The following is a 22,146-nucleotide window of genomic DNA, read 5'->3' on the forward strand; positions in this document are numbered from 1 at the left end:
GCTGGGCGCGATGATGGTCATTTCTGGAAAAGTTGCGGCGTCAACGCGGCGCTGCTGCGCGGCTCAGCCTGTCGGCAATGGCCTCGCCCAGCCCATGGCGGGGGAGGGGGACGACCGCGATCGCGCGCGCGCCGCTGGCGTCGAGATCGCGCAGATAGGCAAAGAGATGCGCGGCCGCCTCGACAAGCTCGCCGGAAGGGCTGAGGTCCCGGTACGCCCGCGCTGCCTCGAAACCGGGCGGGTGGGCGCCGGCGAAGGTGAGGAGCGCCTCGCCTGGACGCACGTCCCGCGCGTTGAGACGCACCGGCACGGAGGGGGCGTAATGCGAGGCGAGCATGCCCGGCGCCAGCGGGGCAATCTCGGCGCCCGGTTCTTCTGGCGCTTTCGGGGAAGGGCTTTGGATGGATTGCCGCAGGGCGGCCTCTATCTCCTCGCGCGGCAGGCCGCCGGGCCGCAGCATCACCGGCGTTTCGCCGGTGCAGTCGAGAATGGTCGATTCCACGCCGACGAGGGTCGGGCCGGCGTCGAGAATGAGATCGATGCGACCCTCGAGGTCGGCGAGGACATGTGGCGCGGTGGTCGGTGACACATGGCCGGAACGGTTCGCGCTGGGCGCGGCGACGGCGCGTCCCACCATGCGCAGAACCTGCCTGGCGATCTCATGGGCCGGCACGCGGATGGCAACACTGGCGAGCCCCGCGCGTGCCAGCGCGCATGTCGGCCCGTCATAGGCGGGGACCACCAGCGTGAGCGGGCCGGGCCAGAACCGCTCGGCGAGCGTCTCGGCCGAAGAGGTCAGATGGCCGACCTGCCGGGCGGCGGCAATGTCCGGCACATGGGCGATGAGGGGATTGAACGAGGGGCGACCCTTGGCATTGTAAAGGTTGGCCACGGCTGTGGGGCTGGTGGCGTCGCAGCCAAGGCCGTAGACGGTTTCGGTCGGCAGCGCGACAAGGCCTCCCGCTGCGATGAGGCGCGCGGCTTCCGCGATGCCGGCGGTGTCGGCCGGCACAAGACGGGTGTTTCGCGGCTCAAAGGGCGCGCTCACGCTATTGCTCTCCGCGACAGGGCGAGGTCGAATAGGAGGTCGCGCCGACGGGGTCAACCGCGGTGCGTGTTTAAAAAGCCGTCCGACCGCGCTGGTCGCGTGGACGGGGCTGGCATATCGTCCACCATAACTTAGATATTGCCATCAAGATCATAACGACACGAACAGCAATCCGGGAACGCCATGACCACCCTTCTCATCCAGCACGACGCCTGCCTCGACCACCTCACGCCGTCGGGACATCCGGAACGGCCGGATCGCGTGCGGGTGCTCAATCGCGTGTTCGAGGACGAGAAGTTCGCCAACCTCGCCCGCGAGCAGGCGCCGCTGGGCGCGCGCGCGGACATCATTCGCGTGCATCCGGAAGATTTCGTCGAGGCTCTGGAAGCGGCCATGCCGACCGAAGGGTTGGTGCGGATCGATGGCGATACGGTGATGTCACCCGGTACCGGCGAGGCGATCTGGCGCGGGGTCGGCGGCGCGGTCCTCGGTGTCGACGAAGTGCTGTCAGGCAAGGTGAGGAATGCGTTCGTTTCCATGCGCCCGCCCGGCCACCACGCCGAGACGCGCACCCCGATGGGCTTCTGCCTGTTCAACAATGTCGCCATCGCCGCACGCCACGCCCAGAAGGTGCATGGCGTGGGGCGCGTGGCCATCGTCGATTTCGATGTCCACCACGGCAATGGCACGCAGGAGATCTTCTGGTCCGACCCGAGCGTGATGTACGCCTCGACCCATCAGATGCCGCTGTTCCCAGGCACGGGAGCCGTGGGCGAGCGCGGGACCTCGGACAACATCGTCAATGCGCCTTTGAACTCGGGTGATGATGGCGAGAATTTCCGTGCCGCCTTCGAGAGCCGCATCCTGCCACGGCTGAATGCGTTCGGGCCGGAGCTGATCATCATCTCCGCCGGCTTCGATGCACATACCCGCGATCCGCTCGCGAACCTCAATCTGCTCGAGGACGATTTCGCGTGGGTGACCAAGAAGCTGATGGATGTCGCGGACAAGCATTGCGGCGGCAAGATCGTCTCGGTCCTGGAGGGTGGCTACGACCTGGAAGGGCTGGCGCGTTCGGCTTCGGCGCATGTGACCGCGTTGATGCGCGGCTGAGGGCGCGGTGGGGTCGAGTTGGTGGGCGCGAGCCTGTATAACGGCGCGACTCGCAGCGGGAGACAGCGATGAGCGATCTGGCGGACGTGAACGGGCTGAGCTTCGAAAAGGCACTGGCCGAACTGGAGTCCATTGTCGCCAAGCTTGAGAGCGGCAATGTCCCGCTGGAGGAATCGATCACCCTCTATGCGCGGGGTGAGGCCCTGAAGGCGCGTTGCGACGCCCTGCTCAAGGACGCCGAGGCACGGGTGGAAAAGATCACCCTTGGTGCAGACGGCCGCCCCGCCGGTACGCAGCCGCTTGACGGGGAATAGCGCGGTCCGATGAGCGAGCGGAGCCTGTGCAGTCCCGAGACTGTGCGTCTTCGCGCGCATCATCTGCTGTGCCTGCTGACCTTTGTCGGCAAGGGCTACACGCCTGCCTTCGTCGCTCACTATGAGCGGGTTGTCGCCCGGCTGAATGCGGGAGCGGAGGCCGTGCTGGTGGAAGGGCCGGACGATATCTGTGCGCCCATGCTGGAAGGCGGCCACCACTGCCTGAAGCCGCGCATTGCCGCGCGCGATACGGAAGCGCTCGCCGCCGTGGAAGCCGCACTTGGCACGCGGATCGGCGTCGGCGCACGTCTGCTGCTTGACCGGGAGCGTGTCGCCAGGCTGCGCGAGGCGTTCGCGGATGGCTCGATCCGGGCGGCCTGCGTGCGGTGCCAGTGGTCGCAGCTGTGCACGGAGGTGGCGGCGAACGGCTATGCCGGTGTGCGCCTGATCGGCAACTGAAGGCGTTCAGCCCGCTTGTTCGCTGAGGCAGTCGGGGTTGAACACACGATTCGTCGATGCGGGGTGCCGCGCCAGCGCGCCGGGCGGGCGGATGGGGCGACGCACCAGCTCGCCGCTGCAGTTGGGGCAGATGCCGCCAAGCCTGTCCGTCGCGCAGTCGCTGCAGAAGGTGCACTCAAAGGTGCAGATCATCGCCGCCCGCGTATCAGGCGGCAGGTCGCGATCGCAGCACTCACAGTTCGGCTTCAGCTCCAGCATCATGCTTTTTCCTGTCCTGCGGGATGACGCGGCCCGGCGTCAGTAGATGCCCGGCACGAGGCGGGCGGTGCGGGCACTGTAGACACGGTACTCCTCCCCGAACGTGTCGAGCATCATCGCTTCTTCCCGGCCGATGCGGAAGGCATAGAGGATACCAAAGCCGATGAGGCCGGACGGGCCGGCGATGAGGTTCGGCACGAGCACGACCTGCGCCAGCGCCCAGAGGAAGAAGGCCGAGTACATCGGGTGCCGCACATAGCGGTAGACGCCTTCGGTGATGAGCTTGTGGGTGTCCTTGATTTCCAGCGTCACGGACCAGTTCTTGCCGAGATCCTGGTGGGTGCGCCGGAACAGCCAGAGCGCCGCTGCGAACAGCAGCGTACCCAGCGCCAGCTGCACGGGCGAATAGGGGTAGTTGTAGCGATCGAACAGCTTCGATGTCGCCCAGAGCAGCGGGATGATGCCAAGGCCGAGGGTCGAGCACGACAGCAGGATGAGCTCGCGCACACGGTGGCGGGCGTCGACCACGCGCTCGCGCTTCACCTTGCGTTCAAACGGCAGGCGGATGACGTACCAGCCGATCACGCCGATGGCCCAGATGATCTTGGCGGCGACAAGGAGATTCATGGAGTGTCCATCATTGAAGCGAGAAGGGCGCCCTTGTCCGAGAACAGGCCGACAGGCCCTTCCATACGGGACGCGAGCTCGGCGAACGGCACCGGGCCGAGGGCGAACATGAAGTAGTCGTAGGAGGCGGGTCGCTCATTGGCCAGCAGGAACTGGTAGTGAATCCGCATGATCTGCCAGCGCAGCCGGCGCAGTTTCTCCGGCGTCAGCATCTGCTTGATATTGGCATTGCGCAGCAGGGGCTGGACGGTCGCGACCGGGTCGAAATCGGCGCGGGCCAGCGTGACGGGATGGAATTTGTAGAAATTGATGGCGTCGTGGCGGGCCTGATACTCGACCCAGCCGAGGCCCTCCGTCGTCGCCACCCGGCGCGCGGCGGCGCGCACCTTGTGGCCCTTGGGATGAAGCGCGAGCTTGGGAATGGTCGCGCCGCAGGTGAGCAGGCGCAGCCGCGGCCCCAGCGTTGCAAGGGCGGGCTCCTGGTCGAGCGCCCGGTTGATCACGTCCAGCATCAGCGTGGCGCCGAGGCTGTGGCCCACCAGCAGGACTTCGTCGTGCGCACCTGAACGCATGACGTCGACCAGCAGGTCGGCGAAGCGCTTCATCCGCTCATCAACCTGTGGCGTACGGTCGTGCAGGTAGTGATGGGCAAGATCCCAGTCGTCCAGCGCCTGATGCAGGCGCCAGTCACGTCCCGGCCGGTGGAACAGGGCAAAGAACACGCCGATACCCACAACAACCGCCATGAGGAGCGGCAGCGGTGCCGCCAGCACCGAACCGGCAAGGGCGAAGGCGAGCCAACCCCCGAGGACACCCGCCACCGCAAAGAGCGCGACGATGGCGAAGGGAAAGGCGAAGAAAAACCAGTAGCGCGGGCTCGCCTTGATGTAGCGCCGTGCCGTGCCGCTTATGAGAACCTCCCAGAGGCCCCTGAAGCCGCCTATGAGCCGGCGCGGATCGGCGCGCTTGTCCAAGGCCACAATGATGTCGTCCCAGCGCAGGATGCGGTAGTCGGTCCGCATGTGCCAATTGGGTCCGCGCGTGGATACCTCCCAACGCGCCGCCGGGTCGGTCTCGTCATCGAGACGCGGGGAAACCTCCACCTGCGCATGCCACAGCGCGGCGAAGCGGCCGGCCTGATAGGCAAACCGGTCATGATGGTAGTCCATGTCGGTCGGGTCGTGACCGGGCAGGAACATCACGAGGCGCCGACCGCCATCGCCGCCGGTTGCCACGTCCTGCTCCGCTGTCTCGGCGTCGTCGGGGCGCACGTCCATCATGCGGCGGTTCTAAACAATGCGGGCACGAGAGGCCAACAATTGTGCGTGCCTGAACTCCGGTCTCCACATTCTCATGTGCCGCGCTTGCCAACGGTTTCCGTGGCCTGCACCGGGGGCCGGCAGGGTGGGCGCGCGTTGCGCCGCGAGGGACGTTTGTGTATGCGATTGAATTTCGTCCACGGCACCGTATTTGCCTGAAGACCGACGTGACGTGACCGGAGACGTAATTGACCCGTCCCACCACCCCGCTGCTCGACGCGATCCGTGAACCCGCCGACCTGCGTCGACTGTCCGATGAGAGGTTGGTCGAGCTCGCCGCGGAGCTGCGCGAGGAGACCATCGATGCCGTCTCCGTGACCGGAGGGCACCTCGGTGCCGGGCTCGGCGTGGTGGAATTGACCGTCGCGCTGCATCACGTGTTCGACACGCCGTATGACCGGCTGATCTGGGATGTCGGACATCAGTGCTATCCGCACAAGATCCTCACGGGACGCCGCGAGCGCATCCGCACGCTGCGGATGGGAGAAGGCCTCTCCGGCTTCACCAATCGCGCCGAGAGCGAATTCGATCCTTTCGGTGCCGGTCATTCCTCGACCTCGATTTCCGCCGGTCTTGGCATGGCGGTGGCGCGCGACCTTGATGCCGCGCGCGACCCCGAGGCGAAGCGGCGCAATGTGGTGTGCGTGATCGGCGACGGGGCGATGTCCGCCGGCATGGCCTATGAGGCGATGAACAATGCCGGGGCGATGGATTCGCGCCTGATCGTGATTCTCAACGACAACGACATGTCGATCGCCCCGCCCGTGGGCGCGATGTCGGCCTATCTCGCCCGCCTCATTTCCGGACGGACCTATCGCTCCCTGCGTGAGACCGCCAAGCAGCTCGCGGGAAACCTGCCGAAGTTCTTCGGCCGTCAGGCGGCACGCGCTGAGGAGTTTGCTCGCGGGTTCTGGACCGGGGGCACGCTGTTCGAGGAACTCGGCTTCTACTATGTCGGGCCGATCGATGGGCATAATCTCGATCACCTGCTGCCCGTGCTGCGTAACGTGCGCGACACCGAGACCGGGCCCATACTGGTTCACGTCGTCACCCAGAAGGGCAAGGGCTACCCGCCGGCCGAAGAATCCGCCGACAAGTATCACGGTGTCCAGCGCTTCGACGTCGCCACCGGCACGCAGAAGAAGGCGGTCTCCAACGCGCCGACCTACACCAGCGTCTTCGCCGAGAGCCTGATCGAGGAAGCGCGGCACGACGACAAGATCGTCGCCATCAATGCCGCTATGCCGGCGGGCACCGGGCTTGATCTGTTCGCCCGCGCCTTCCCGGAACGCTCGTTCGATGTCGGCATCGCCGAGCAGCACGCGGTCACCTTCGCGGCGGGGCTGGCGACCGAGGGCTACAAGCCGTTCTGCGCCATCTACTCCACCTTCCTGCAGCGCGCCTACGACCAGATCGTCCATGACGTTGCCATCCAGCGCCTGCCGGTGCGCTTCGCCATCGACCGTGCCGGGCTCGTGGGGGCGGATGGGGCGACGCATGTCGGGGCCTTCGACGTGCCGATGCTGGCCTGCCTGCCGGGCATGGTGGTGATGGCTCCCGCCGACGAGGCGGAGCTCATGCACATGGTGGCGACCGCCTCCGCCTATGACGAGGGCCCGATCGCCTTCCGCTATCCGCGGGGCGAGGGTGTCGGCGTGGAGCGCCCGGTGCGCGGCACACCGCTTGAGATCGGGCGCGGGCGGATCGTTCGCGAAGGGTCCAAGGTCGCGTTGCTGTCGCTTGGCACGCGGCTCGCGCCGTGCCTTGACGCGGCTGAGCAACTCGCCGGCTTCGGCCTGTCGACCACGGTTGCGGATGCGCGCTTCGCCAAGCCGCTGGACCGTGACCTCATCCTGCGGCTGGCGCGCGAGCACGAGGTGCTCGTGACCGTCGAGGAGGGCGCCTTGGGTGGCTTTGGCGCGCATGTGCTCTCCTTGCTGGCCGAAGCGGGGGCGCTTGATCGCGGCCTCAAGGTGCGGACGCTTCACCTGCCGGACCGCTTCATCGAGCACGACACTCCCGCGGCCCAGCTTCATGATGCGGGCCTCGATGCCGGCGGTATCGTGCGCGGGGTCTTTGGTGCGCTGGGACGTGGCGAGGACGCGGCGGCCTACGCGCTTGTGCGCGGCTGAGCCGCCGCGGAGAGCGACGATGATCGCTGACGACGACGTTTCGGCGCCCCCCGCGCCTGCCTCGCCCATCGGGCGCCAGCGCGCTGACCGGGTGCTGGTGCAGCGTAACATCTTTGACAGCCGCGCCCGCGCCCAGGCGGCCATTGCCGCCGGACTGGTGACCGCCGATGGGCGCCGTATCGCGAAACCTTCCGACCTGATCAGCACGGAGGCGGTCATCGACGCCCGTGAGGCCTATGAATGGGTGTCGCGGGCCGGCCTCAAGCTTGAGGCCGCGCTGGACGCCGCCGGTATTGATGTTTCCGGCTTCGAGGGGCTGGATGTCGGGGCCTCGACCGGCGGGTTTACTGAGGTGCTGCTCGCGCGCGGCGCCCGGCGTGTGCACGCGGTGGATGTGGGACGCGATCAGCTTCATGCGCGTTTGCGGTCCGACACGCGGGTGGTCTCGCTCGAGGCGACGGACATTCGCGGGTTGACGGTGGGCGAGGTGCCGCCTGCGGATATCGTTACCATCGATGTCAGTTTCATCGCGCTCGGTCAGGTTTTGCCCGCCGCGCTTTCCCATGCCGCGCCGCGGGCGATGCTGGCGGCGCTGGTGAAGCCGCAGTTCGAAGTGGGGCGCGACAAGCTCTCCAAAGGCGGGATCGTCAAAGACGGGGTGGCGCGCCAGGAAGCGGTGGACCGCGTCGAAGCAAGCCTTGCCGGTCTCTGTTGGAAGGTGACGCATCGCCTTGCCTCGCCGATAGTCGGGGGCGACGGCAATGAGGAATTCCTTCTGGTCGCCCGGCGGGCGGGAGAAATGCCGAAATGACCGCCTCCTCGCTCGCAGACCGTCTCACCGTCACCATTGATCGTCTGGGGCATCGCGGCGATGCCATCGCGGTCACGGAGGATGGGCCGGTTTACGTGCCTCTGGCGCTGGCGGGCGAGACGGTCGAGATCGAGCGGGTCGGCGATCGCGGGCGACTGCTGGGCGTGATCGATCCCAGCCCGGAGCGTCGTGATCCCATCTGCCCTCACGTCGGCCTGTGCGGGGGCTGCGCATTCCAGCATTGGCGCCGCGAACCCTATGAGGCCTGGAAGCGGGCTCTCGTGGTCGACGCGCTGGCACGGGTCGGTCTCGCACCCGACGTCGCCGCGCTGGTGCCCGCTCATGGAGAGGGGCGCCGGCGGGCGACCTTCCATGCGCGCAGCCCCGGAGGCGCGGCGAAAGGGGGACGGGACATCCTTGCCGTCGGTTTTGCCGGACGGCGGAGCCATGCCATCGTTGCGATAGACGCCTGCCCCATTCTCTCGCCGTCGATGGCCGGCGCGCTGCCGGCGGCCTGGGCCGTCGCTCAGGTGCTGGCGCCGCTGGCAAAGCCGCTCGACCTGCAGGTGACGGCGACCGACACCGGCCTCGACATGGATGTGCGCGGGAGCGGACCATTGAAGCCGGCGCGCGTTGCGGCGCTGGCCGAGGTCGCGGGTACACTGGGACTTGCGCGCCTGTCACGTCATGGCGAGCTGGTTCTACAGCGTGAACCGCCGATGGTCGCGATGGGGCGCGTGCGGGTGCCGCTTCCGCCGGGTGCGTTTCTGCAGGCGACGGCCGAGGGCGAAGTCCGTCTCTCCTCTCTCGTTAGGGAAGCGACACGCGGACAGGGACGGATTGCGGATCTGTTCAGCGGTGTGGGCACCTTCGCGCTGCGACTTGCGGAAGAGTCGCGGGTCCGCGCCTACGAGGGATCGGCGTCGGCGGTGGAGGCGCTTCAGCGCGCCGTGCGCGGTGCGATGGGGCTCAAGCCGGTGACTGCGGAGACGAGGGACCTGTTCCGGCGCCCGCTGCTGCCTGTCGAACTCAAGGAGTTCGACGCTGTGGTGTTCGACCCGCCGCGCCAGGGGGCGGAGGCGCAGGTCCGCCAGCTGGCCGCCAGCAAGGTGCCGCTGGTGGTCGGCGTCTCGTGCGATCCGACGACCTTCGCCCGGGACGCGCATATTCTGTGCGAGGGTGGGTACAGGCTGGAGAGTGTGACGCCGGTCGATCAGTTCCTCTATTCGGCTCATATAGAGCTGGTCGGCGTATTCCGCCGCTGAGGGGCCTCAGTTGCCCCAGCGCTCCATCCACATGCGCTCGCCGATGGTACAGGAGATGCGCGCTTCGCCCGCCGCCCGGTGCACCAGAGACTGCCGGGGCGGGGTGACGCCGGCGATTTCCAGCACCAGCTTGGTTTTGATGGCATCGGCGAATTCATGGGGACCGCGAACGGGGATGACGAAGGCGCCCGGCCCGCCGATGACGCAGTCCTCGTAATAGATGTCGAGCTGGCCGATATCGAGCATCGAGCCGGCGGGCTCCTTCAGCATCAAAGGCAGGCCATTGATCGTGATGCCACGCGAGACCAGCGAGTCGCGGGTGGGTTCCACCATCGGTCCCTGATTGTTGGTGCCGTCTCCTGAAATGTCGATGACGCGGCGCAGGCCCCGTATGCCGTTATTCTCGATCAGGTCGGCACCGAAATCCATCACACCGGAGATGGATGTGCGGTAGACGCGGCGCAGCGGAGCATCGCGAATGGCGCGCGCGAAAGCCTCAGCCTCTTCCCGTCCGCTGACAAAGGTCCAGTCGACCACGAGCTTCTGCTCATCGACGCCTGCCCATTCCACATAGGCAAGCGCCACGCGGCCGTTGGGTCCAAGCTTGAGTGCGTTGAGGAATTCGGACGAGGTGACGGCCTTCATGTAGCCCTCGCGCTGCAGGGCCAGCTCGTCCAGGTCCATCGAGTAGGAGACATCGACCGCGAGCACCAGCTCGACATCGACCCGTTCATCCGCCCGTGCGGGATAGCCCGCCAGCGTCGCTGCGAGCCATGCAAACACAACCAGGCAAAAGCGAACACACGACATCGCGACCTCCGTCGATGACGGGACCTCGACGTGTCAGAGACGCGTCACAATGATCGTGACACGGCGAACCGGTGGCCAGAAGACGAAATTGCGAGCAACCTTCAGGCGCCGATGCCATTCATGTGACCGTCGTTACCCGGGTAGGCGTGCTCACGTGTCGAGCGTCTCGGTGCCCGTGATCTCGATGCCGAAGCCGGCCACGCCGACATAGGTCCGCGCGCGGGACGCCAGAAGCCTGATCGACGAAATCCCAAGGTCGCGCAGAATCTGGGCACCAAGACCGACCTCGCGCCAGTTCTCGTCGCGCAGTTTCGCACTTTCAGGCTGCTCCTCGCCACCGACAGCGGTCGCGGGAACGCCGGCCGTGCCGTCGCGCAGATAGATCAACACGCCACGTCCTTCGGCCTTGATCCGCTCAAGTGAGGCGCGGATCGCCTTGCCGCCGGTGAAAACGTCGCCGATGGGGTCGGCGCGATGGAGGCGAACCAGCACGTCGCGGCCCTCGCCGATCCTGCCGTGAACAAGCGCGATGTGGTTCACCGACTCGAAGGGCGTCACATAGGAGATGCCGTGCATGTCCCCGACGGCGGTCGGCGCGGTGAATTCGGCGGCACGCGAGACCAGCTTCTCGCGGAGCTGGCGATAGGCGATCAGGTCGGCGACCGAGATGCGGGTCAGCTTGTGGGTCGCGGCGAATTCGTCGACCCGGGGGCCGCGCATGACGGAGCCGTCATCATTCACCAACTCGCAGATGACGCCCACGGGCTCGAGATTGGCGAGGCGGCAAAGGTCCACGGCGGCTTCCGTATGGCCCGACCGCATCAGGACGCCACCTTCCCGCGCGATCAGCGGAAAGATGTGGCCGGGCCGCACGAAGTCGGTCGCGCCCGCATTCGGGTTCGCCATCGCACGCACAGTCGCGGTGCGGTCGTCGGCGGAAATGCCGGTGGTCGTGCCGTGCTTGTAGTCGACCGAAATGGTGAAGGCGGTCGAGTGCGGGGCGTCGTTGTCGGTCACCATTGGGCTGAGGCGAAGCCGCTTCGCATGCTCCGCGGTAATCGGTGTGCAGACGATGCCCGAGGTGTGGCGGACGATGAAAGCGAGCTTTTCCGGCGTCGCGTGGACAGCGGCGACGATGATGTCGCCTTCGTTCTCGCGGTCGTCGTCATCGGTGACGACGAGCATGTCGCCGCGAGCAAAAGCCTCGATCGCCGCCTCGACGCGGGACTGCAGATTGTCGGTCATGTACGTCACCTCTACGCCTTCTAGCCCGAGGAAGTCATTCGGCGTCACGGCCCCGCCCGTCGCGGCGGCGATCCTTGAACCCGCTTCTCGGGAGATCCAGGCCCGTTCGTCCTTGCACAGCGCGGTTATGCTTGCCGGCGACAGGCCCACGGACCGCGCGAACGCGCTACGGGTCGTGCCTGTCCTGGTGAGCCATTCCGCGAGTTTCATCCCGGCATGGTAATTCGCAGCGCATTCGGTGGCAATGAAAGTCGAAGGCGATTTCAGCAATACTGAAATTGCATTCTCAGCGCGGGAGCGGCCATTGCGGAGGCGTGCCAAGCTGGGCGCGTGCGCGAAGGGCGTGGTCGGCGAGCACGCACGCCATCATTGCCTCGCCCACCGGCACCGCCCTTATGCCGACGCAAGGGTCGTGCCGGCCCTTGGTGACGATCTCGGCATCCTCGCCATATCGGGTCACCGTGCGACGCGGGGTAAGGATGGACGAGGTCGGCTTTACCGCAAAGCGGGCCACAATCGCCTGACCGGTGGAGATGCCGCCAAGAATGCCGCCGGCATGGTTGGAGAGGAAAAGGGGCTGGCCGTCATTTCCCATCCGCATCTCATCGGCATTGGCCTCGCCGGTGAGGGTGGCACTGGCGAAACCCTCACCGATCTCCACGCCTTTGACCGCGTTGATGCTCATGAAGGCGGCGGCGAGGTCGGCGTCGAGCTTGCCGTAGATCGGCGCGCCAAGGCCCGGGGGGACACCTTCGGCGACCACTTCGATGACGGCGCCCACGGACGAGCCGGATTTGCGGAGGCCGTCGAGATATTCCGCCATTTGCTGGGCCGCGTCGGCGTCAGGACAGAAGAAGGGGTTACGATCGACCTCGCCCCAGTTCCACCGGCCCCGCTCGACGAAGAGCTCGCCCATCTGTACCAGCGCCGCGCGAACCGTGATGCCGGGCAGCACCTTCGCGGCGATGGCGCCCGCGGCGACGCGAATGGCGGTCTCGCGCGCCGAGGAGCGCCCGCCCCCGCGATGGTCGCGCAGGCCGTACTTGCGATCATAAGCATAGTCGGCGTGGCCGGGACGGTAGCTTTCCGATATCGCTGAATAGTCCTTTGAACGCTGGTCGACGTTCTCAATGAGCAGCGCGATCGGCGTGCCGGTCGTGGTGAGCTCGCCGCTCTCGCCTTCGATCGTTCCGGAGAGGATTTTCACTTGGTCCGGTTCGCGGCGCTGGGTGGTGAAGCGCGACTGGCCGGGGCGGCGCCGATCCAGCGCGGCTTGGACCTCTTCCAGCCGGAAGCGAATTCCGGGAGGGCAACCGTCGACGACGCCGCCAATCGCCGGCCCATGGCTCTCGCCGAACGTCGTCACACGGAAAAGCTGGCCGAAGGTGTTGAAGGACATGGACGTTCCGCCAGCATTGGGAGGTGGTCATCAGGGGATTTCCGGGCGCTTCTAGGCGCCACCGAGGCAGGCGTCAAACATCGGCGGGCGCATGAAGGCACACGCGATCGCGGTGGGGGCCGTGGTCAGCGCGGACAACCATGCTACATAATGACGAAACAAGGCTGCACCCGTCATCCGATGCCACTCTTTGAAATTGCTGTCGTCCTCCTGCTCGTGCTGATCAACGGCGCTCTCGCCATGGCTGAGCTTTCCGTGGTTTCCGCTCGCCCCGCCCGGTTGCGTGCCATGGCGGACAAGGGGTCGCGCGGGGCGCGCATCGCGCTTTCACTGGCGGCGGATCCGGGCAGATTCCTGTCGACCGTGCAGATCGGCATCACGCTGATCGGCATTCTCGCGGGCGCCTTCTCGGGCGCGACGCTCGGCGAGATGATGGGGGATTGGCTGAAGGCGCAGGGCGTGGCTCCGGGCATTGCCGGGGGCCTTGGCTATTCGCTCGTCGTGGCGGCCATAACCTATGTCTCGCTGATCATCGGCGAACTCATTCCAAAGCGCCTCGCCCTGCAGAGCCCCGAGCGATTGGCCAGCATGGTGGCGCCGAGCATGATGCTGCTCTCGCGCGTCGCGGCCCCCGCGGTCTGGCTCCTCGACCTGTCCTCTCGGCTGGTGCTGCGCCTGCTCGGCGATGCCGCGCAGGGCGACGGGAGCAAGGTCTCCGACGAGGAGATCCGCGCCATTGTCGCCGAGGCGGAGACCGCCGGCGTGATCGACCCCGAGGAGCGGCGGATGATCGGGGGCGTGATGCGCCTTGCCGACCGACCGGTTCGCGCCGTGATGACGCCGCGCACGGATGTCGACTGGATCGACCTGACCGATGATCCCGATGTCGTGCGCCAGACGATCCGCGAAACGCGCCACACCCGCATGCCGGCCTGCGAGGGAACCCCGGACGAGAGCGTCGGCGTGATCGACATACGCGACCTGCTCGAGGCCTATCTCGACGGCCAGACGCCGGATCCGCGCCAGTTCGTCAAGCCGGCCGCGGTGCTCGTGGAGACGGCGGGAGCGCTGGACGCGATGAAGTCGCTTCGCCACGCCGAGTCACCGCTGGCGCTGGTGGTGGACGAGTATGGCTCGATGGTTGGCATATTGACGCCGGCGGACCTGCTCGATGCCATCGCCGGCACCGTCGTGCTGGACGAGGACGGACAGGCCAAGCCGCATGTGACCGAGCGCGCCGATGGCAGCTATCTGGTCGCCGGGGCTACGCCAATCGACGAGCTTTCCGAGGTGCTGGCGATCCATGTTCCCGCGGATGCCGATTTTCACACCGCCGCGGGCTACGTGCTGCACGAGCTCAAGGCTCTGCCTTTGGAGGGCGTGTCGTTCGAGGCGAAGGGCTGGCGCTTCGAGGTGATCGACATGGATGGGCGGCGTATCGACAAGCTGCTGGTCTCGCGGGCCGTGGCGCCGCGCCGCCGGGCGCCTGTGATCGGCTGAGCCGCGCTCTCTTCAGTTGGATACGCGCTGCATCGTGCTGGTGAGCGGCGCCTGGGTCCCGTCCTGCGCCCCTCCATAGCGGGCGCCGAGACCGGCGACCACGGTGACGATGGCTACCGCCAGCGCGGCGGCGATCAGCCCGTATTCAAGCCCGGTACCATGCGGCCGACGCGCTATGGCTGCGCGTCGGCCGTAGGCCGGACGGTGGTTGGCCAGACGGCGATCGACCAGCTCCCTGTCCACCAGCTCTCTCATGATCCGTACTCTGCTTGCGCTCTTCTGCATCCGATCTGCCTAAGGACAGATTTTATTGTTCGGACACCTTGGGCCGCAGATGTTGACCACGCGTTAAAGCGCGCCGTCACCTTCCGGACTCTCCGTCCGTGGTTAACGCTTTGCAGACAACGGGTAATAAATTGCCAGTAGTTCGCGAGACGCCGGCTCGCGATTTTTCGGCGTCGGCGCGTCAGCTGCGCGGCTTGGCGCGGCGGGTTGGCTCGGCATTGGCGGGGTCTTCCGGCCAGGGATGCCGGGGATAGCGCCCGCGCATCTCTGCGCGCACGTCACGCCAGGAGCCGCTCCAGAAATCCGGCAAGTTGCGGGTCAGCTGGATTGGCCGGTGTGCCGGCGAAAGCAGGGCGAGGGTCAGTGCCACCCGTCCGTCTGCAATGGTGGGGTGGGTCTTAAGTCCGAACAGTTCCTGCACACGCACGGCCAGCCGGGGCCCGCCCTCCGCGGCATAGTCGACGGGAAGGCGTGAGCCGGTGGGCACCTCGATATGGGTCGGGGCCTGTTCGTCCATCCGGCGGGCGAGGTCCCACGGCAGCAGGCCGGCGAGTGCCTGGCCGAGCCGGTCCGCATCGATGCCGCCCAGTGAGGTCAATCCCTCCAGCGCCGGGGCGAGCCAGTCCTCGACGGTGGCGGCGAGCCCTTCGGGCGAGAGGTCCGGCCAGATATCGGGAGCACTCGCATGCAGGAACCGTACACGATCCAGCCATTGGCGCTGATGGTTCGACCAGCCTAGCCGCTCAAGGCCACGCGTCGCGGCGGCGGTGGCGAGAGCCTGTGCCGTATCCGCGCCTGGCTTCACCGGCGCTGTCCGTTCGGCGAGGACAAGGTCGCCGAGCCGGCGCAGCCGCCGCGCGCGCAGGGAACCGGAAGCGGGGTCCAGGCTGGTCTCGACGGTTTCCTCGATAAGGGAGCCGAATTCGGCTTCGATCTCGTCTTCCGTCAGCTCCGCGGCGAGCAGGATGCGGGCCTCCTCCGCATCGCCTGCAACCTCTCCGGCGACAAGGAAGCGCGCCCTCGCCAGAGCGGAGGCCGGATCGAGCGCGCCCCCACGTCCATTGGCGAGGACGAAGCGGCGGCCGTCGCCGCGTGCACGGGCGATGCGATCGGGGAAGGCCAGCGCGAGCAGGATGGCTGGAGAGGGCGGCAAGGCGTCCCCCTTCTTCCTGCCGGCCAGCGCCCCGGCTTCGCGTGCCCACCGCCCGGCCAGACGGCGGGCTTCCTCGCCGCGCCGGGTGCGATCGCGGGCAAGGGTGTCCAGGCGATGGGCGAGATCGGGCGCATCCCCGCCGAGACCGCGTTCGCTGAGGATGGCCGCGATGGACGCGGCCTCTTCGCCCGCCCCGCGCCGGGCGCCCTCGATGACCATGCGGGCGAGCCGTGGTTCCAGCGGCAGACGTGCCATGGCGTGGCCCAGATCGGTGACCCGGCCATCCGCATCAAGTGCCCCGAGATTACGGAGCAGAGCCCGCGCCTCCTTTACGGCCGGCTGGGGAGGGGGATCGAGAAAGGCAAGGCTACCCGGATCTCGCGCCCCCCAGACCATTAGGTCGAGAACGAGGCGCGACAGGTCGGCCGAGAGGATTTCCGGCGGGGCGAAGGCGGGCAGGCTGGCAGTTTCGGGCTCGTCCCAAAGGCGCCAGCAGGTGCCGGGCTCCGTGCGGCCGGCGCGCCCGCGTCTCTGGTCCGCTGCCGCCCGCGACACACGTGCGGTGACGAGGCGCGTCAGTCCGACCGAGGGATCGAAACGTGGCAGACGGGCGAGGCCGCTGTCGATGACGATGCGTACGCCCTGGATGGTGAGGCTTGTCTCTGCAATGGAGGTGGCGAGCACCACCTTACGCCGGCCGGGCGGCGAAGGGGCGATGGCGCGATCCTGCTCACGAGCGTCGAGTGCGCCGAAGAGCGGGGCGATCTCGATGTCGGGATCGCGGATCATCTCCCGCAACAGTCTTTCCGTCCGGCGGATTTCGGCGGCGCCGGGCAGGAAGGCCAACACCGAGCCGGCCTCGGCACCGAGCGCACGCAGCACCGCGTCCGCCATCTGGCGCTCGATCGGCCGGTCGGGTTGCCGGCCGAGGTAGCGGGTTTCGACCGCGTAGGCGCGGCCGAGGCTTTCCACTACCGGTGCATCGCCAAGCAGCCTGGCCACCCGCGCGCCGTCGAGTGTCGCGGACATGACCAGGATGCGAAGATCTTCGCGGAGGGCGCCCTGGGCATCGAGGGCGAGGGCAAGGCCGAGATCCGCATCGAGGCTGCGTTCGTGGAATTCATCGAACAGCACGGCGGCGACGCCGGAGAGTTCCGGGTCGTCAAGGATCATGCGGGTGAAGATGCCCTCGGTGATCACCTCGATCCGGGTGCGGGGCCCCACACGGGTGCCGAAGCGGGCGCGGTAGCCGACGGTTTCGCCGGCGCTCTCGCCCAATGTCGCGGCCATCCGCTCGGCGGCGGCACGGGCGGCGAGGCGGCGGGGCTCCAGCACCAGTATTCGCCGGCCCGCGATCCAGGGCTCGTCCAGCAGCGCCAGCGGCACGCGCGTCGTCTTGCCCGCGCCGGGTGGGGCGACGAGGACGGCGGCATTGCCGGCGGCAAGCGTCGCGGTCAACGCCGGCAAGGCGTCGTCGATGGGCAGGAGAGTGGCGGCCCGGTAGGTCATGGGGCAGGCTTAATGCCCCACGGGCGCAGTGTCACCCGGCCGTTCAGGGATGGCGCGCCGCTCGATGGCGGTACGAGGGCTGCATTCCTGAGATCGCAGCCCTCAGCAGGTTGTCACATCACCGCGTCGATGGTCTTGGACAACTTGTCGACGATCTCGCCGACCTGGCTTTCGCTGATGATCAGCGGCGGGCTGACGGCGAGGGTGTCGCCGGTGACGCGGAACATGATGCCGTTGTCGTGGAAGCCCACTTCCATCGCCTTGAAGCCACGCTTGCCGGGGCCTTCGGGGCTCGGCGCCATGTCGAAGGCGCCGACGAGGCCGACGGTGCGGATGTCGAGGATTCCGGGCTTGCCCTTCAGGCTCATCATCGCATCGGCGAAAACCGGCTCCATCTCCCGCGCGCGCTCGAACAGACCCTCGTCGCGGTAGAGATCGAGCGTGGCCAACGAGGCCGCGCAGGCCAGCGGGTGGCCCGAATAGGTATAGCCGTGGAACAGTTCGATGACGTGCTCCGGGCCGTCCATGAAGGTGTCGTAAATGCCCTTGCGCACGATGACGCCGCCCATCGGCACTGTGCCGGAGGTCACGCCCTTGGCGAAGGCGATCATGTCCGGCACCACGCCGTAGCGCTCGGCGGCGAAGGGGAAGCCGAGGCGGCCGAAACCGGTGATCACTTCGTCGAAAATCAGCAGGATGCCGTACTTGTCGCAGATCTCGCGCAGGCGCTTGAGATAGCCCTTCGGAGCCGGCAGGCCGCCGGTGGAGCCGGCCATGGGCTCGACGATGACCGCCGCGATGGTTTGCGCGTCATGCAGCGCGACGATGCCTTCCAGTGCCTCGGCGCGCTCGGCGCCCCATTCCGGCTCGCCCTTGGAAAAGGCCTGCTTCTCGCGGTCATAGGTGTGGGGCAGGTGGTCGACGCCGGTCAGCATGCCGCCGAAGAAGCGCCGGTTCGGCGAGATGCCACCGACCGAGATGCCACCGAAGCCGACGCCATGATAGCCGCGCTCACGGCCGATCAGACGGGTGCGCGTGCCGTTGCCGCGAATGGCGTGATAGGCCAGCGCGATCTTGAGCGCGGTATCGTCCGCCTCGGAACCCGAGTTGCAGAAGAACACATGGTCGAGATCGCCCGGCGCCAGCTCGGCTATGCGCGAGGCGGCGCGGAAGGCGGTGGGGTGGCCGTACTGGAAGGTGGGCGCGAAATCGAGCTCTGCCGCCTGCTTCTGGATCGCCTGCACGATCGGGTCGCGGCTGTGCCCCGCATTGGCGCACCACAGGCCGGCAGAGGCATCAAGAATGGGACGGCCTTCGGGCGTGAAGTAGTGCATGTCTTTGGCGCGGGCCACCATGCGCGGACGCGCCTTGAAGGCGCGGTTCGCGGTGAAACCCATCCAGAACGCTTCGAGGTCGTTCGGCGTAGCCGTGCTGACGGTGTCGAAATCGTAGGCGACAGACATGACCGGTCTCCAGTAAATCGGCGCGGGTAAAGCCGCGATTTTGGCCATGTATAATGCTTGAGCATCAATCCGCTTACGAGAAATTGTGATGATGTGATCACTTTCCTTTCTATCGGCCCGTGCCGCTTGACCGCGGATGTCGGGAGCGGCCATCAACTCGCCGCAAGCCGTGGTAGACTCACCTAGCGTTAGGTTTTCTGACAGGCCGCCGCCGGGATCGCTCCGGCAGGGGCCGCGAGAGGAACTTCAGAGTGCTCGACAGCACGAATACCGAACCGGCGGACGAAGCGACGTCTTCGCCCGGCAAGCCGACGGATGCCGTCGCGCCCGAGCAGGTTCGGCGTGCTCTCGCGAACGTGCTGGAGTCGGAGGAACTGAGTTCCTCGCCACAGCTCTCGAACATTCTGCGCTTTGTCGTCGAGGCGACCCTGGAAGGCCGACGCGACGCCATCAAGGGATATACGATCGCGGTCGAGGCGCTGGGGCGCGACGCTTCCTTCGATCCGCAGGCGGACCCCATCGTGCGGGTGGAGGCGACGCGGCTGCGCCGGGCGCTGGAACGCTACTACGCCGGTGCCGGCACGGGTGACGAGATCGAGATCGTGGTGCCGCGTGGCAGTTACGTGCCACTGTTCGTGCCGCGCCGCCTGACAGACACGTCCCGCGCCGAGCTGGCGGCGGTCGATGCCGAGAACGCGCTCGCGCCGCCGGGCCCCCCGGACAGGCCTGCGGACGTTGCCCCGGTCCGGGTCGCACCTTCTCCCCGCCGCTGGTGGAAACCGCAGGCGGTTGCCGTCTCGGTGCTGATTCTCCTTGCCACCGTCGTGCTCGCGGGCCTCGTGGTCGAGACGGTCGATCCGATGGCCTGGCGGGCGCTGGTTTCCGGGGTGGCCTGGCATCCACTCGAACGTACCAACCGGCTGGGCATGCCCATGGTCGAGGTGCGCCCCTTCGACAGCACCGGCGGCGCGCCGCTGCCGCCCAGCGAGATCACCCGCAGCGCCGGGGTGGTGACCAGCGGCGAGTTCACGGCCCGCGCGATCGAAGTGCGGGTGCGGGACGCGCTGGCGCGCTTCGACATGCTCGACGTGCTCGCCAGCCCGGAGGCCCGGCCCGCCGTGAGCTGCGGCGCCGGGGGTGTTTCCCCGCATTCGGCCTTCGCGCTTGGCGGGCTGGTGGAAAACCATGAGGATGGCAGCCTGTCGGTGCTGCTCCGGCTTTCCGACCTGTGCGACGGCACGATTGTCTGGTCGCGCGAGTTCGACAGCCTGAAGCCGGGACAGGATCCTTCCGCGACCGAGGTGTCGCTGGTGCGCGACATCATGGCGGCCATCGCCGAACCCTATGGCGTGATTCAAGCCAGAGCCCGCGCCCGCGTTACCGCTTCCGGCGGCCCGGAGAAGGCCGGTCCCTATGGCTGCGTGCTCGAGGCCTATTCCTACTGGCGCAGCTATCTTCCCGCCGACCATGAACGTGCCCGCCAGTGCCTCGAAGGGATCGTCGCCACCGACAGCACCTTCGCACTTGGCTATGCCTTGCTGGCGGAGCTCCATCTCGATGAAATCCGTAACGGCGTGGAGGCCCGGCCCGGCCCTCCGGCGCTGAGCCGGGCGCTGGCCGCCGCCGAACAGGCGGTCGAGCTGGCCCCGACCAGCGCCTATGCCCGCCGCGTGCTGATGGACGTCCACTTCTTCCGGGGCGAGCGTTCCGCCGCGATCTCCTCCGGCGAGACGGCGGTGACCCTCAATCCCTACGATGTCGACGTGCTGGCCGATTTCGCCGGACGCCTGATCGCGCTGGGGGAGCTCGATCGCGGAGAGGCGATGCTGGCAACGGCGAGCGCGGCCGCGCCCGGCATGCCCCCATGGGTGGATTTCCACCGCGTCATCGCCGCCTATCTGCGCGGGGACGCACCGGGCGCGGCTGCCGCCGCGGACCAGCTCATGGGCGATGGCTACGCGCCGGGCCTGCTGGCCCGGGCGCTTGCCAGCAACATGGCCGGTGAGCACGAGGCGGCGCAGTCGGACCTGCGCAAGCTGGTACAGATCGCGCCGGCCTGGCAGACCGAGCCGGAGGCGATGATCGAGCGTTTCTTCCCTGCCCCCGCGGTGGCGAAGCGGGTGAAGGCGGACCTCGCCGCGGCGGGGCTGCCCATCGTCAAATCCTCCGCTGCGGCGGATTGACCGCTGCGGCGCGAAAGCGCCGCCAGCCACCATCGTTCCGTGGCGGGCAGGACGCGAACCGGCTAGAAGGCTATGCCATTTCCCGGCGGGCGCCTGCCGCCCGCTCCTGCCAGCGGACCCGCCATGTCGGACAGCTTTGATCTCGCCATTGTCGGTGCCGGCGTCGTCGGCCTCGGCCACGCCCTGGCCGCGCTCAGGCGCGGTTTGAGAGTTGTGGTTGTCGATCGCGATGCCCGCGCCAACGGCGCCTCGGTACGCAACTTCGGCTTCGTCACCGTGACCGGCCAGCAGCGCGGCGAGTGCTGGCGGCGGGCGATGCGGTCGCGCGATATCTGGGCGGAGGTGGCCCCGCAGGCGGGAATCGAGATCGTCCATCGCGGCCTGCTGGTCGCGGTGCGCCGGCCGGAGGCGGTGCCGGTGCTCGATGCCTTCATGGCGACCGAGATGGGCGAGGGCTGTGCCCGGCTTTCTCCCGACGAGGCCCGTGCCCGGCTGCCGGCGCTGAAAGGCGAGGTGACGGGCGCGTTGTGGAGCCCGCATGATTTGCGGGTCGAATCGCGCGACGCGATCCCCCGGCTTGCCGCCTGGCTGGAGACCAAGGGCGTTACCTTCCGCCGCGAAACCGCCGTTACCGGCGTGGAACCGGGTCGGATCGACACCTCGGGCGGCCCGGTCCGGGCTTCGCGGATCGTGGTGGCGCCGGGCGATGATTTTCATACCCTGCTGGACGGGCGCTTTGCGCCCTATGGCCTGACCCGCTGCAAGCTTCATATGCTCCGCGTCGTCGATCCGGGCGTGGGAACGCTGCCGGGCTCGGTGATGACCGACCTCTCGCTGGGGCGGTATCTGGGCTATGCGGAGCTGCCGGAAGCCGAGCCGCTGAAGCGGCGGCTGGCGGCCGAGCAGGCCGACCATCTCGCCAACGGCGTTCATCTCATTGTCGTGCAGTCGGGCGACGGTTCGCTCATTGTCGGCGACAGCCATCATTACGATGCCACGCCCGACCCCTTTGCGCCCGAGCATGTCGACGACCTGATTCTCGACGAATATGCCGCGCTGTTCGGGCGGGGACCGGAGCGGGTGGTCGAGCGCTGGACCGGCACCTATGCGTCGGCACCGGACCGGCTGGCCTTCATCGACCGGCCGGACCCCGCTATCCGCCTCGTGGTGGTGACCAGCGGCACCGGCGCCTCCACGGGCTTCGCCATCGCGGAAGAGGCGGTGGCCGAGCTTTTCGACTGATCTCTGCGGCG

At 67.6% G+C, this 22,146-nt stretch carries 19 protein-coding genes; 9 read left to right on the forward strand and 10 right to left on the reverse strand.

From position 1 onward, the window contains the following. Nucleotides 1-40: 40 nt before the first annotated feature. Nucleotides 41-1,048 carry an L-threonylcarbamoyladenylate synthase gene (locus G3A50_RS12225; RefSeq protein ID WP_163075531.1) on the reverse strand — a complete coding sequence of 336 codons (1,008 nt, stop codon included), beginning with the start codon at nucleotides 1,046-1,048 and terminating at the stop codon, nucleotides 41-43. Nucleotides 1,049-1,231: 183 nt separating this feature from the next. Here G3A50_RS12225 and G3A50_RS12230 point away from each other — a divergent pair, with 183 nt between their 5' ends. The 3 genes from G3A50_RS12230 (at nucleotide 1,232) to G3A50_RS12240 (ending at nucleotide 2,934) form a co-directional block, all read left to right on the forward strand. Continuing rightward, nucleotides 1,232-2,161, forward strand: a complete 930-nt coding sequence (locus G3A50_RS12230; protein WP_163075532.1) for a histone deacetylase family protein — start codon at nucleotides 1,232-1,234, stop codon at nucleotides 2,159-2,161. A 68-nt stretch (nucleotides 2,162-2,229) separates the two neighbouring features. After that, nucleotides 2,230-2,475: an exodeoxyribonuclease VII small subunit gene (locus G3A50_RS12235; protein WP_163075533.1), complete on the forward strand. Its 246-nt coding sequence runs from the start codon at nucleotides 2,230-2,232 to the stop codon at nucleotides 2,473-2,475. Nucleotides 2,476-2,484: 9 nt separating this feature from the next. Beyond that, nucleotides 2,485-2,934: a DUF1284 domain-containing protein gene (locus G3A50_RS12240; protein WP_163075534.1), complete on the forward strand. Its 450-nt coding sequence runs from the start codon at nucleotides 2,485-2,487 to the stop codon at nucleotides 2,932-2,934. Nucleotides 2,935-2,940: 6 nt separating this feature from the next. On the opposite strand, the gene G3A50_RS12245 is transcribed toward G3A50_RS12240, so the two are convergent. Genes G3A50_RS12245 through G3A50_RS12255 form a run of 3 tightly spaced genes read right to left on the reverse strand, consistent with a single transcriptional unit; the run spans nucleotide 2,941 to nucleotide 5,099 of the window. Continuing rightward, complete coding sequence (locus G3A50_RS12245; RefSeq protein ID WP_163077597.1) at nucleotides 2,941-3,192, reverse strand: DUF1272 domain-containing protein; 252 nt, start codon at nucleotides 3,190-3,192, stop codon at nucleotides 2,941-2,943. A gap of 39 nt (nucleotides 3,193-3,231) precedes the next feature. Then, nucleotides 3,232-3,819, reverse strand: a complete 588-nt coding sequence (locus tag G3A50_RS12250) for a protein-S-isoprenylcysteine O-methyltransferase (protein ID WP_163075535.1) — start codon at nucleotides 3,817-3,819, stop codon at nucleotides 3,232-3,234. Next, entirely contained in the window at nucleotides 3,816-5,099 is a 1,284-nt protein-coding gene (locus G3A50_RS12255) for an alpha/beta hydrolase family protein (protein WP_246251641.1), read from the reverse strand. Before G3A50_RS12255 ends, G3A50_RS12250 begins: the two co-directional genes overlap by 4 nt. Nucleotides 5,100-5,326: 227 nt before the next feature. Between G3A50_RS12255 and dxs the strand changes: the two genes are divergently transcribed. From dxs to G3A50_RS12270, 3 genes are read left to right on the forward strand one after another with little or no spacing between them, the layout of a single operon-like run. Further along, complete coding sequence (dxs, locus tag G3A50_RS12260) at nucleotides 5,327-7,270, forward strand: 1-deoxy-D-xylulose-5-phosphate synthase (RefSeq protein ID WP_163075536.1); 1,944 nt, start codon at nucleotides 5,327-5,329, stop codon at nucleotides 7,268-7,270. Nucleotides 7,271-7,289: 19 nt separating this feature from the next. Continuing rightward, the gene (locus G3A50_RS12265) at nucleotides 7,290-8,081 is read left to right on the forward strand and encodes a TlyA family RNA methyltransferase (protein WP_163075537.1); all 792 of its coding nucleotides are present in this window, start codon (nucleotides 7,290-7,292) and stop codon (nucleotides 8,079-8,081) included. Next, nucleotides 8,078-9,346 carry a class I SAM-dependent RNA methyltransferase gene (locus G3A50_RS12270; protein ID WP_163075538.1) on the forward strand — a complete coding sequence of 423 codons (1,269 nt, stop codon included), beginning with the start codon at nucleotides 8,078-8,080 and terminating at the stop codon, nucleotides 9,344-9,346. Before G3A50_RS12265 ends, G3A50_RS12270 begins: the two co-directional genes overlap by 4 nt. Nucleotides 9,347-9,352: 6 nt before the next feature. Here G3A50_RS12270 and G3A50_RS12275 read toward each other — a convergent pair whose 3' ends face one another. The 3 genes from G3A50_RS12275 to aroC form a co-directional block, all read right to left on the reverse strand. Then, the gene (locus G3A50_RS12275) at nucleotides 9,353-10,156 is read right to left on the reverse strand and encodes a DUF1194 domain-containing protein (protein ID WP_163075539.1); all 804 of its coding nucleotides are present in this window, start codon (nucleotides 10,154-10,156) and stop codon (nucleotides 9,353-9,355) included. 150 nt (nucleotides 10,157-10,306) lie between these two features. Continuing rightward, on the reverse strand, nucleotides 10,307-11,611 hold the full coding sequence (gene ribB / locus G3A50_RS12280; RefSeq protein ID WP_163075540.1) for a 3,4-dihydroxy-2-butanone-4-phosphate synthase: 1,305 nt from the start codon (nucleotides 11,609-11,611) through the stop codon (nucleotides 10,307-10,309). 76 nt (nucleotides 11,612-11,687) lie between these two features. Then, complete coding sequence (gene aroC, locus G3A50_RS12285; protein WP_163075541.1) at nucleotides 11,688-12,800, reverse strand: chorismate synthase; 1,113 nt, start codon at nucleotides 12,798-12,800, stop codon at nucleotides 11,688-11,690. Nucleotides 12,801-12,980: 180 nt separating this feature from the next. Here aroC and G3A50_RS12290 point away from each other — a divergent pair, with 180 nt between their 5' ends. Next, nucleotides 12,981-14,300 (forward strand): hemolysin family protein, encoded by a 1,320-nt coding sequence (locus G3A50_RS12290; RefSeq protein WP_163075542.1) that lies wholly within the window; start codon nucleotides 12,981-12,983, stop codon nucleotides 14,298-14,300. A gap of 12 nt (nucleotides 14,301-14,312) precedes the next feature. On the opposite strand, the gene G3A50_RS12295 is transcribed toward G3A50_RS12290, so the two are convergent. The 3 genes from G3A50_RS12295 to aptA all read right to left on the reverse strand — a co-directional run bounded on the left by G3A50_RS12295 (nucleotide 14,313) and on the right by aptA (nucleotide 18,710). Continuing rightward, nucleotides 14,313-14,555, reverse strand: a complete 243-nt coding sequence (locus tag G3A50_RS12295; protein WP_163075543.1) for a hypothetical protein — start codon at nucleotides 14,553-14,555, stop codon at nucleotides 14,313-14,315. Nucleotides 14,556-14,766: 211 nt separating this feature from the next. After that, the gene (hrpB, locus tag G3A50_RS12300; protein WP_163075544.1) at nucleotides 14,767-17,247 is read right to left on the reverse strand and encodes an ATP-dependent helicase HrpB; all 2,481 of its coding nucleotides are present in this window, start codon (nucleotides 17,245-17,247) and stop codon (nucleotides 14,767-14,769) included. Between the two features lie 113 nt (nucleotides 17,248-17,360). Beyond that, nucleotides 17,361-18,710 carry an omega-aminotransferase AptA gene (gene aptA, locus G3A50_RS12305; protein ID WP_163075545.1) on the reverse strand — a complete coding sequence of 450 codons (1,350 nt, stop codon included), beginning with the start codon at nucleotides 18,708-18,710 and terminating at the stop codon, nucleotides 17,361-17,363. Nucleotides 18,711-18,961: 251 nt separating this feature from the next. On the opposite strand from aptA, the gene G3A50_RS12310 reads away from it, so the two are divergent. Next, nucleotides 18,962-20,893: a tetratricopeptide repeat protein gene (locus tag G3A50_RS12310; RefSeq protein WP_163075546.1), complete on the forward strand. Its 1,932-nt coding sequence runs from the start codon at nucleotides 18,962-18,964 to the stop codon at nucleotides 20,891-20,893. A 123-nt stretch (nucleotides 20,894-21,016) separates the two neighbouring features. Beyond that, nucleotides 21,017-22,135, forward strand: coding sequence for a TIGR03364 family FAD-dependent oxidoreductase (locus G3A50_RS12315; RefSeq protein ID WP_163075547.1), 1,119 nt, complete (start codon nucleotides 21,017-21,019; stop codon nucleotides 22,133-22,135). Nucleotides 22,136-22,146: the final 11 nt, after the last annotated feature.

The sequence above is a fragment of the Ancylobacter pratisalsi genome (assembly GCF_010669125.1).
In the GTDB taxonomy this organism is placed as follows: Bacteria; Pseudomonadota; Alphaproteobacteria; order Rhizobiales; family Xanthobacteraceae; genus Ancylobacter; species Ancylobacter pratisalsi.

Excerpts from the sequence above, each read along its gene's own strand:
- G3A50_RS12270 (WP_163075538.1), top strand. The coding sequence starts at position 8,078 with ATGACCGCCTCCTCGCTCGCAGACCGTCTCACCGTCACCATTGATCGT.
- G3A50_RS12290 (WP_163075542.1), top strand. The coding sequence starts at position 12,981 with ATGCCACTCTTTGAAATTGCTGTCGTCCTCCTGCTCGTGCTGATCAAC.
- G3A50_RS12275 (WP_163075539.1), bottom strand. The coding sequence starts at position 10,156 with ATGTCGTGTGTTCGCTTTTGCCTGGTTGTGTTTGCATGGCTCGCAGCG.
- G3A50_RS12315 (WP_163075547.1), top strand. The coding sequence starts at position 21,017 with ATGTCGGACAGCTTTGATCTCGCCATTGTCGGTGCCGGCGTCGTCGGC.
- G3A50_RS12235 (WP_163075533.1), top strand. The coding sequence starts at position 2,230 with ATGAGCGATCTGGCGGACGTGAACGGGCTGAGCTTCGAAAAGGCACTG.
- G3A50_RS12265 (WP_163075537.1), top strand. The coding sequence starts at position 7,290 with ATGATCGCTGACGACGACGTTTCGGCGCCCCCCGCGCCTGCCTCGCCC.
- aroC (WP_163075541.1), bottom strand. The coding sequence starts at position 12,800 with ATGTCCTTCAACACCTTCGGCCAGCTTTTCCGTGTGACGACGTTCGGC.
- G3A50_RS12240 (WP_163075534.1), top strand. The coding sequence starts at position 2,485 with ATGAGCGAGCGGAGCCTGTGCAGTCCCGAGACTGTGCGTCTTCGCGCG.
- hrpB (WP_163075544.1), bottom strand. The coding sequence starts at position 17,247 with ATGACCTACCGGGCCGCCACTCTCCTGCCCATCGACGACGCCTTGCCG.
- G3A50_RS12245 (WP_163077597.1), bottom strand. The coding sequence starts at position 3,192 with ATGCTGGAGCTGAAGCCGAACTGTGAGTGCTGCGATCGCGACCTGCCG.
- G3A50_RS12295 (WP_163075543.1), bottom strand. The coding sequence starts at position 14,555 with ATGAGAGAGCTGGTGGACAGGGAGCTGGTCGATCGCCGTCTGGCCAAC.
- G3A50_RS12250 (WP_163075535.1), bottom strand. The coding sequence starts at position 3,819 with ATGAATCTCCTTGTCGCCGCCAAGATCATCTGGGCCATCGGCGTGATC.
- ribB (WP_163075540.1), bottom strand. The coding sequence starts at position 11,611 with ATGAAACTCGCGGAATGGCTCACCAGGACAGGCACGACCCGTAGCGCG.
- aptA (WP_163075545.1), bottom strand. The coding sequence starts at position 18,710 with ATGTCTGTCGCCTACGATTTCGACACCGTCAGCACGGCTACGCCGAAC.
- G3A50_RS12255 (WP_246251641.1), bottom strand. The coding sequence starts at position 5,099 with ATGATGGACGTGCGCCCCGACGACGCCGAGACAGCGGAGCAGGACGTG.
- G3A50_RS12230 (WP_163075532.1), top strand. The coding sequence starts at position 1,232 with ATGACCACCCTTCTCATCCAGCACGACGCCTGCCTCGACCACCTCACG.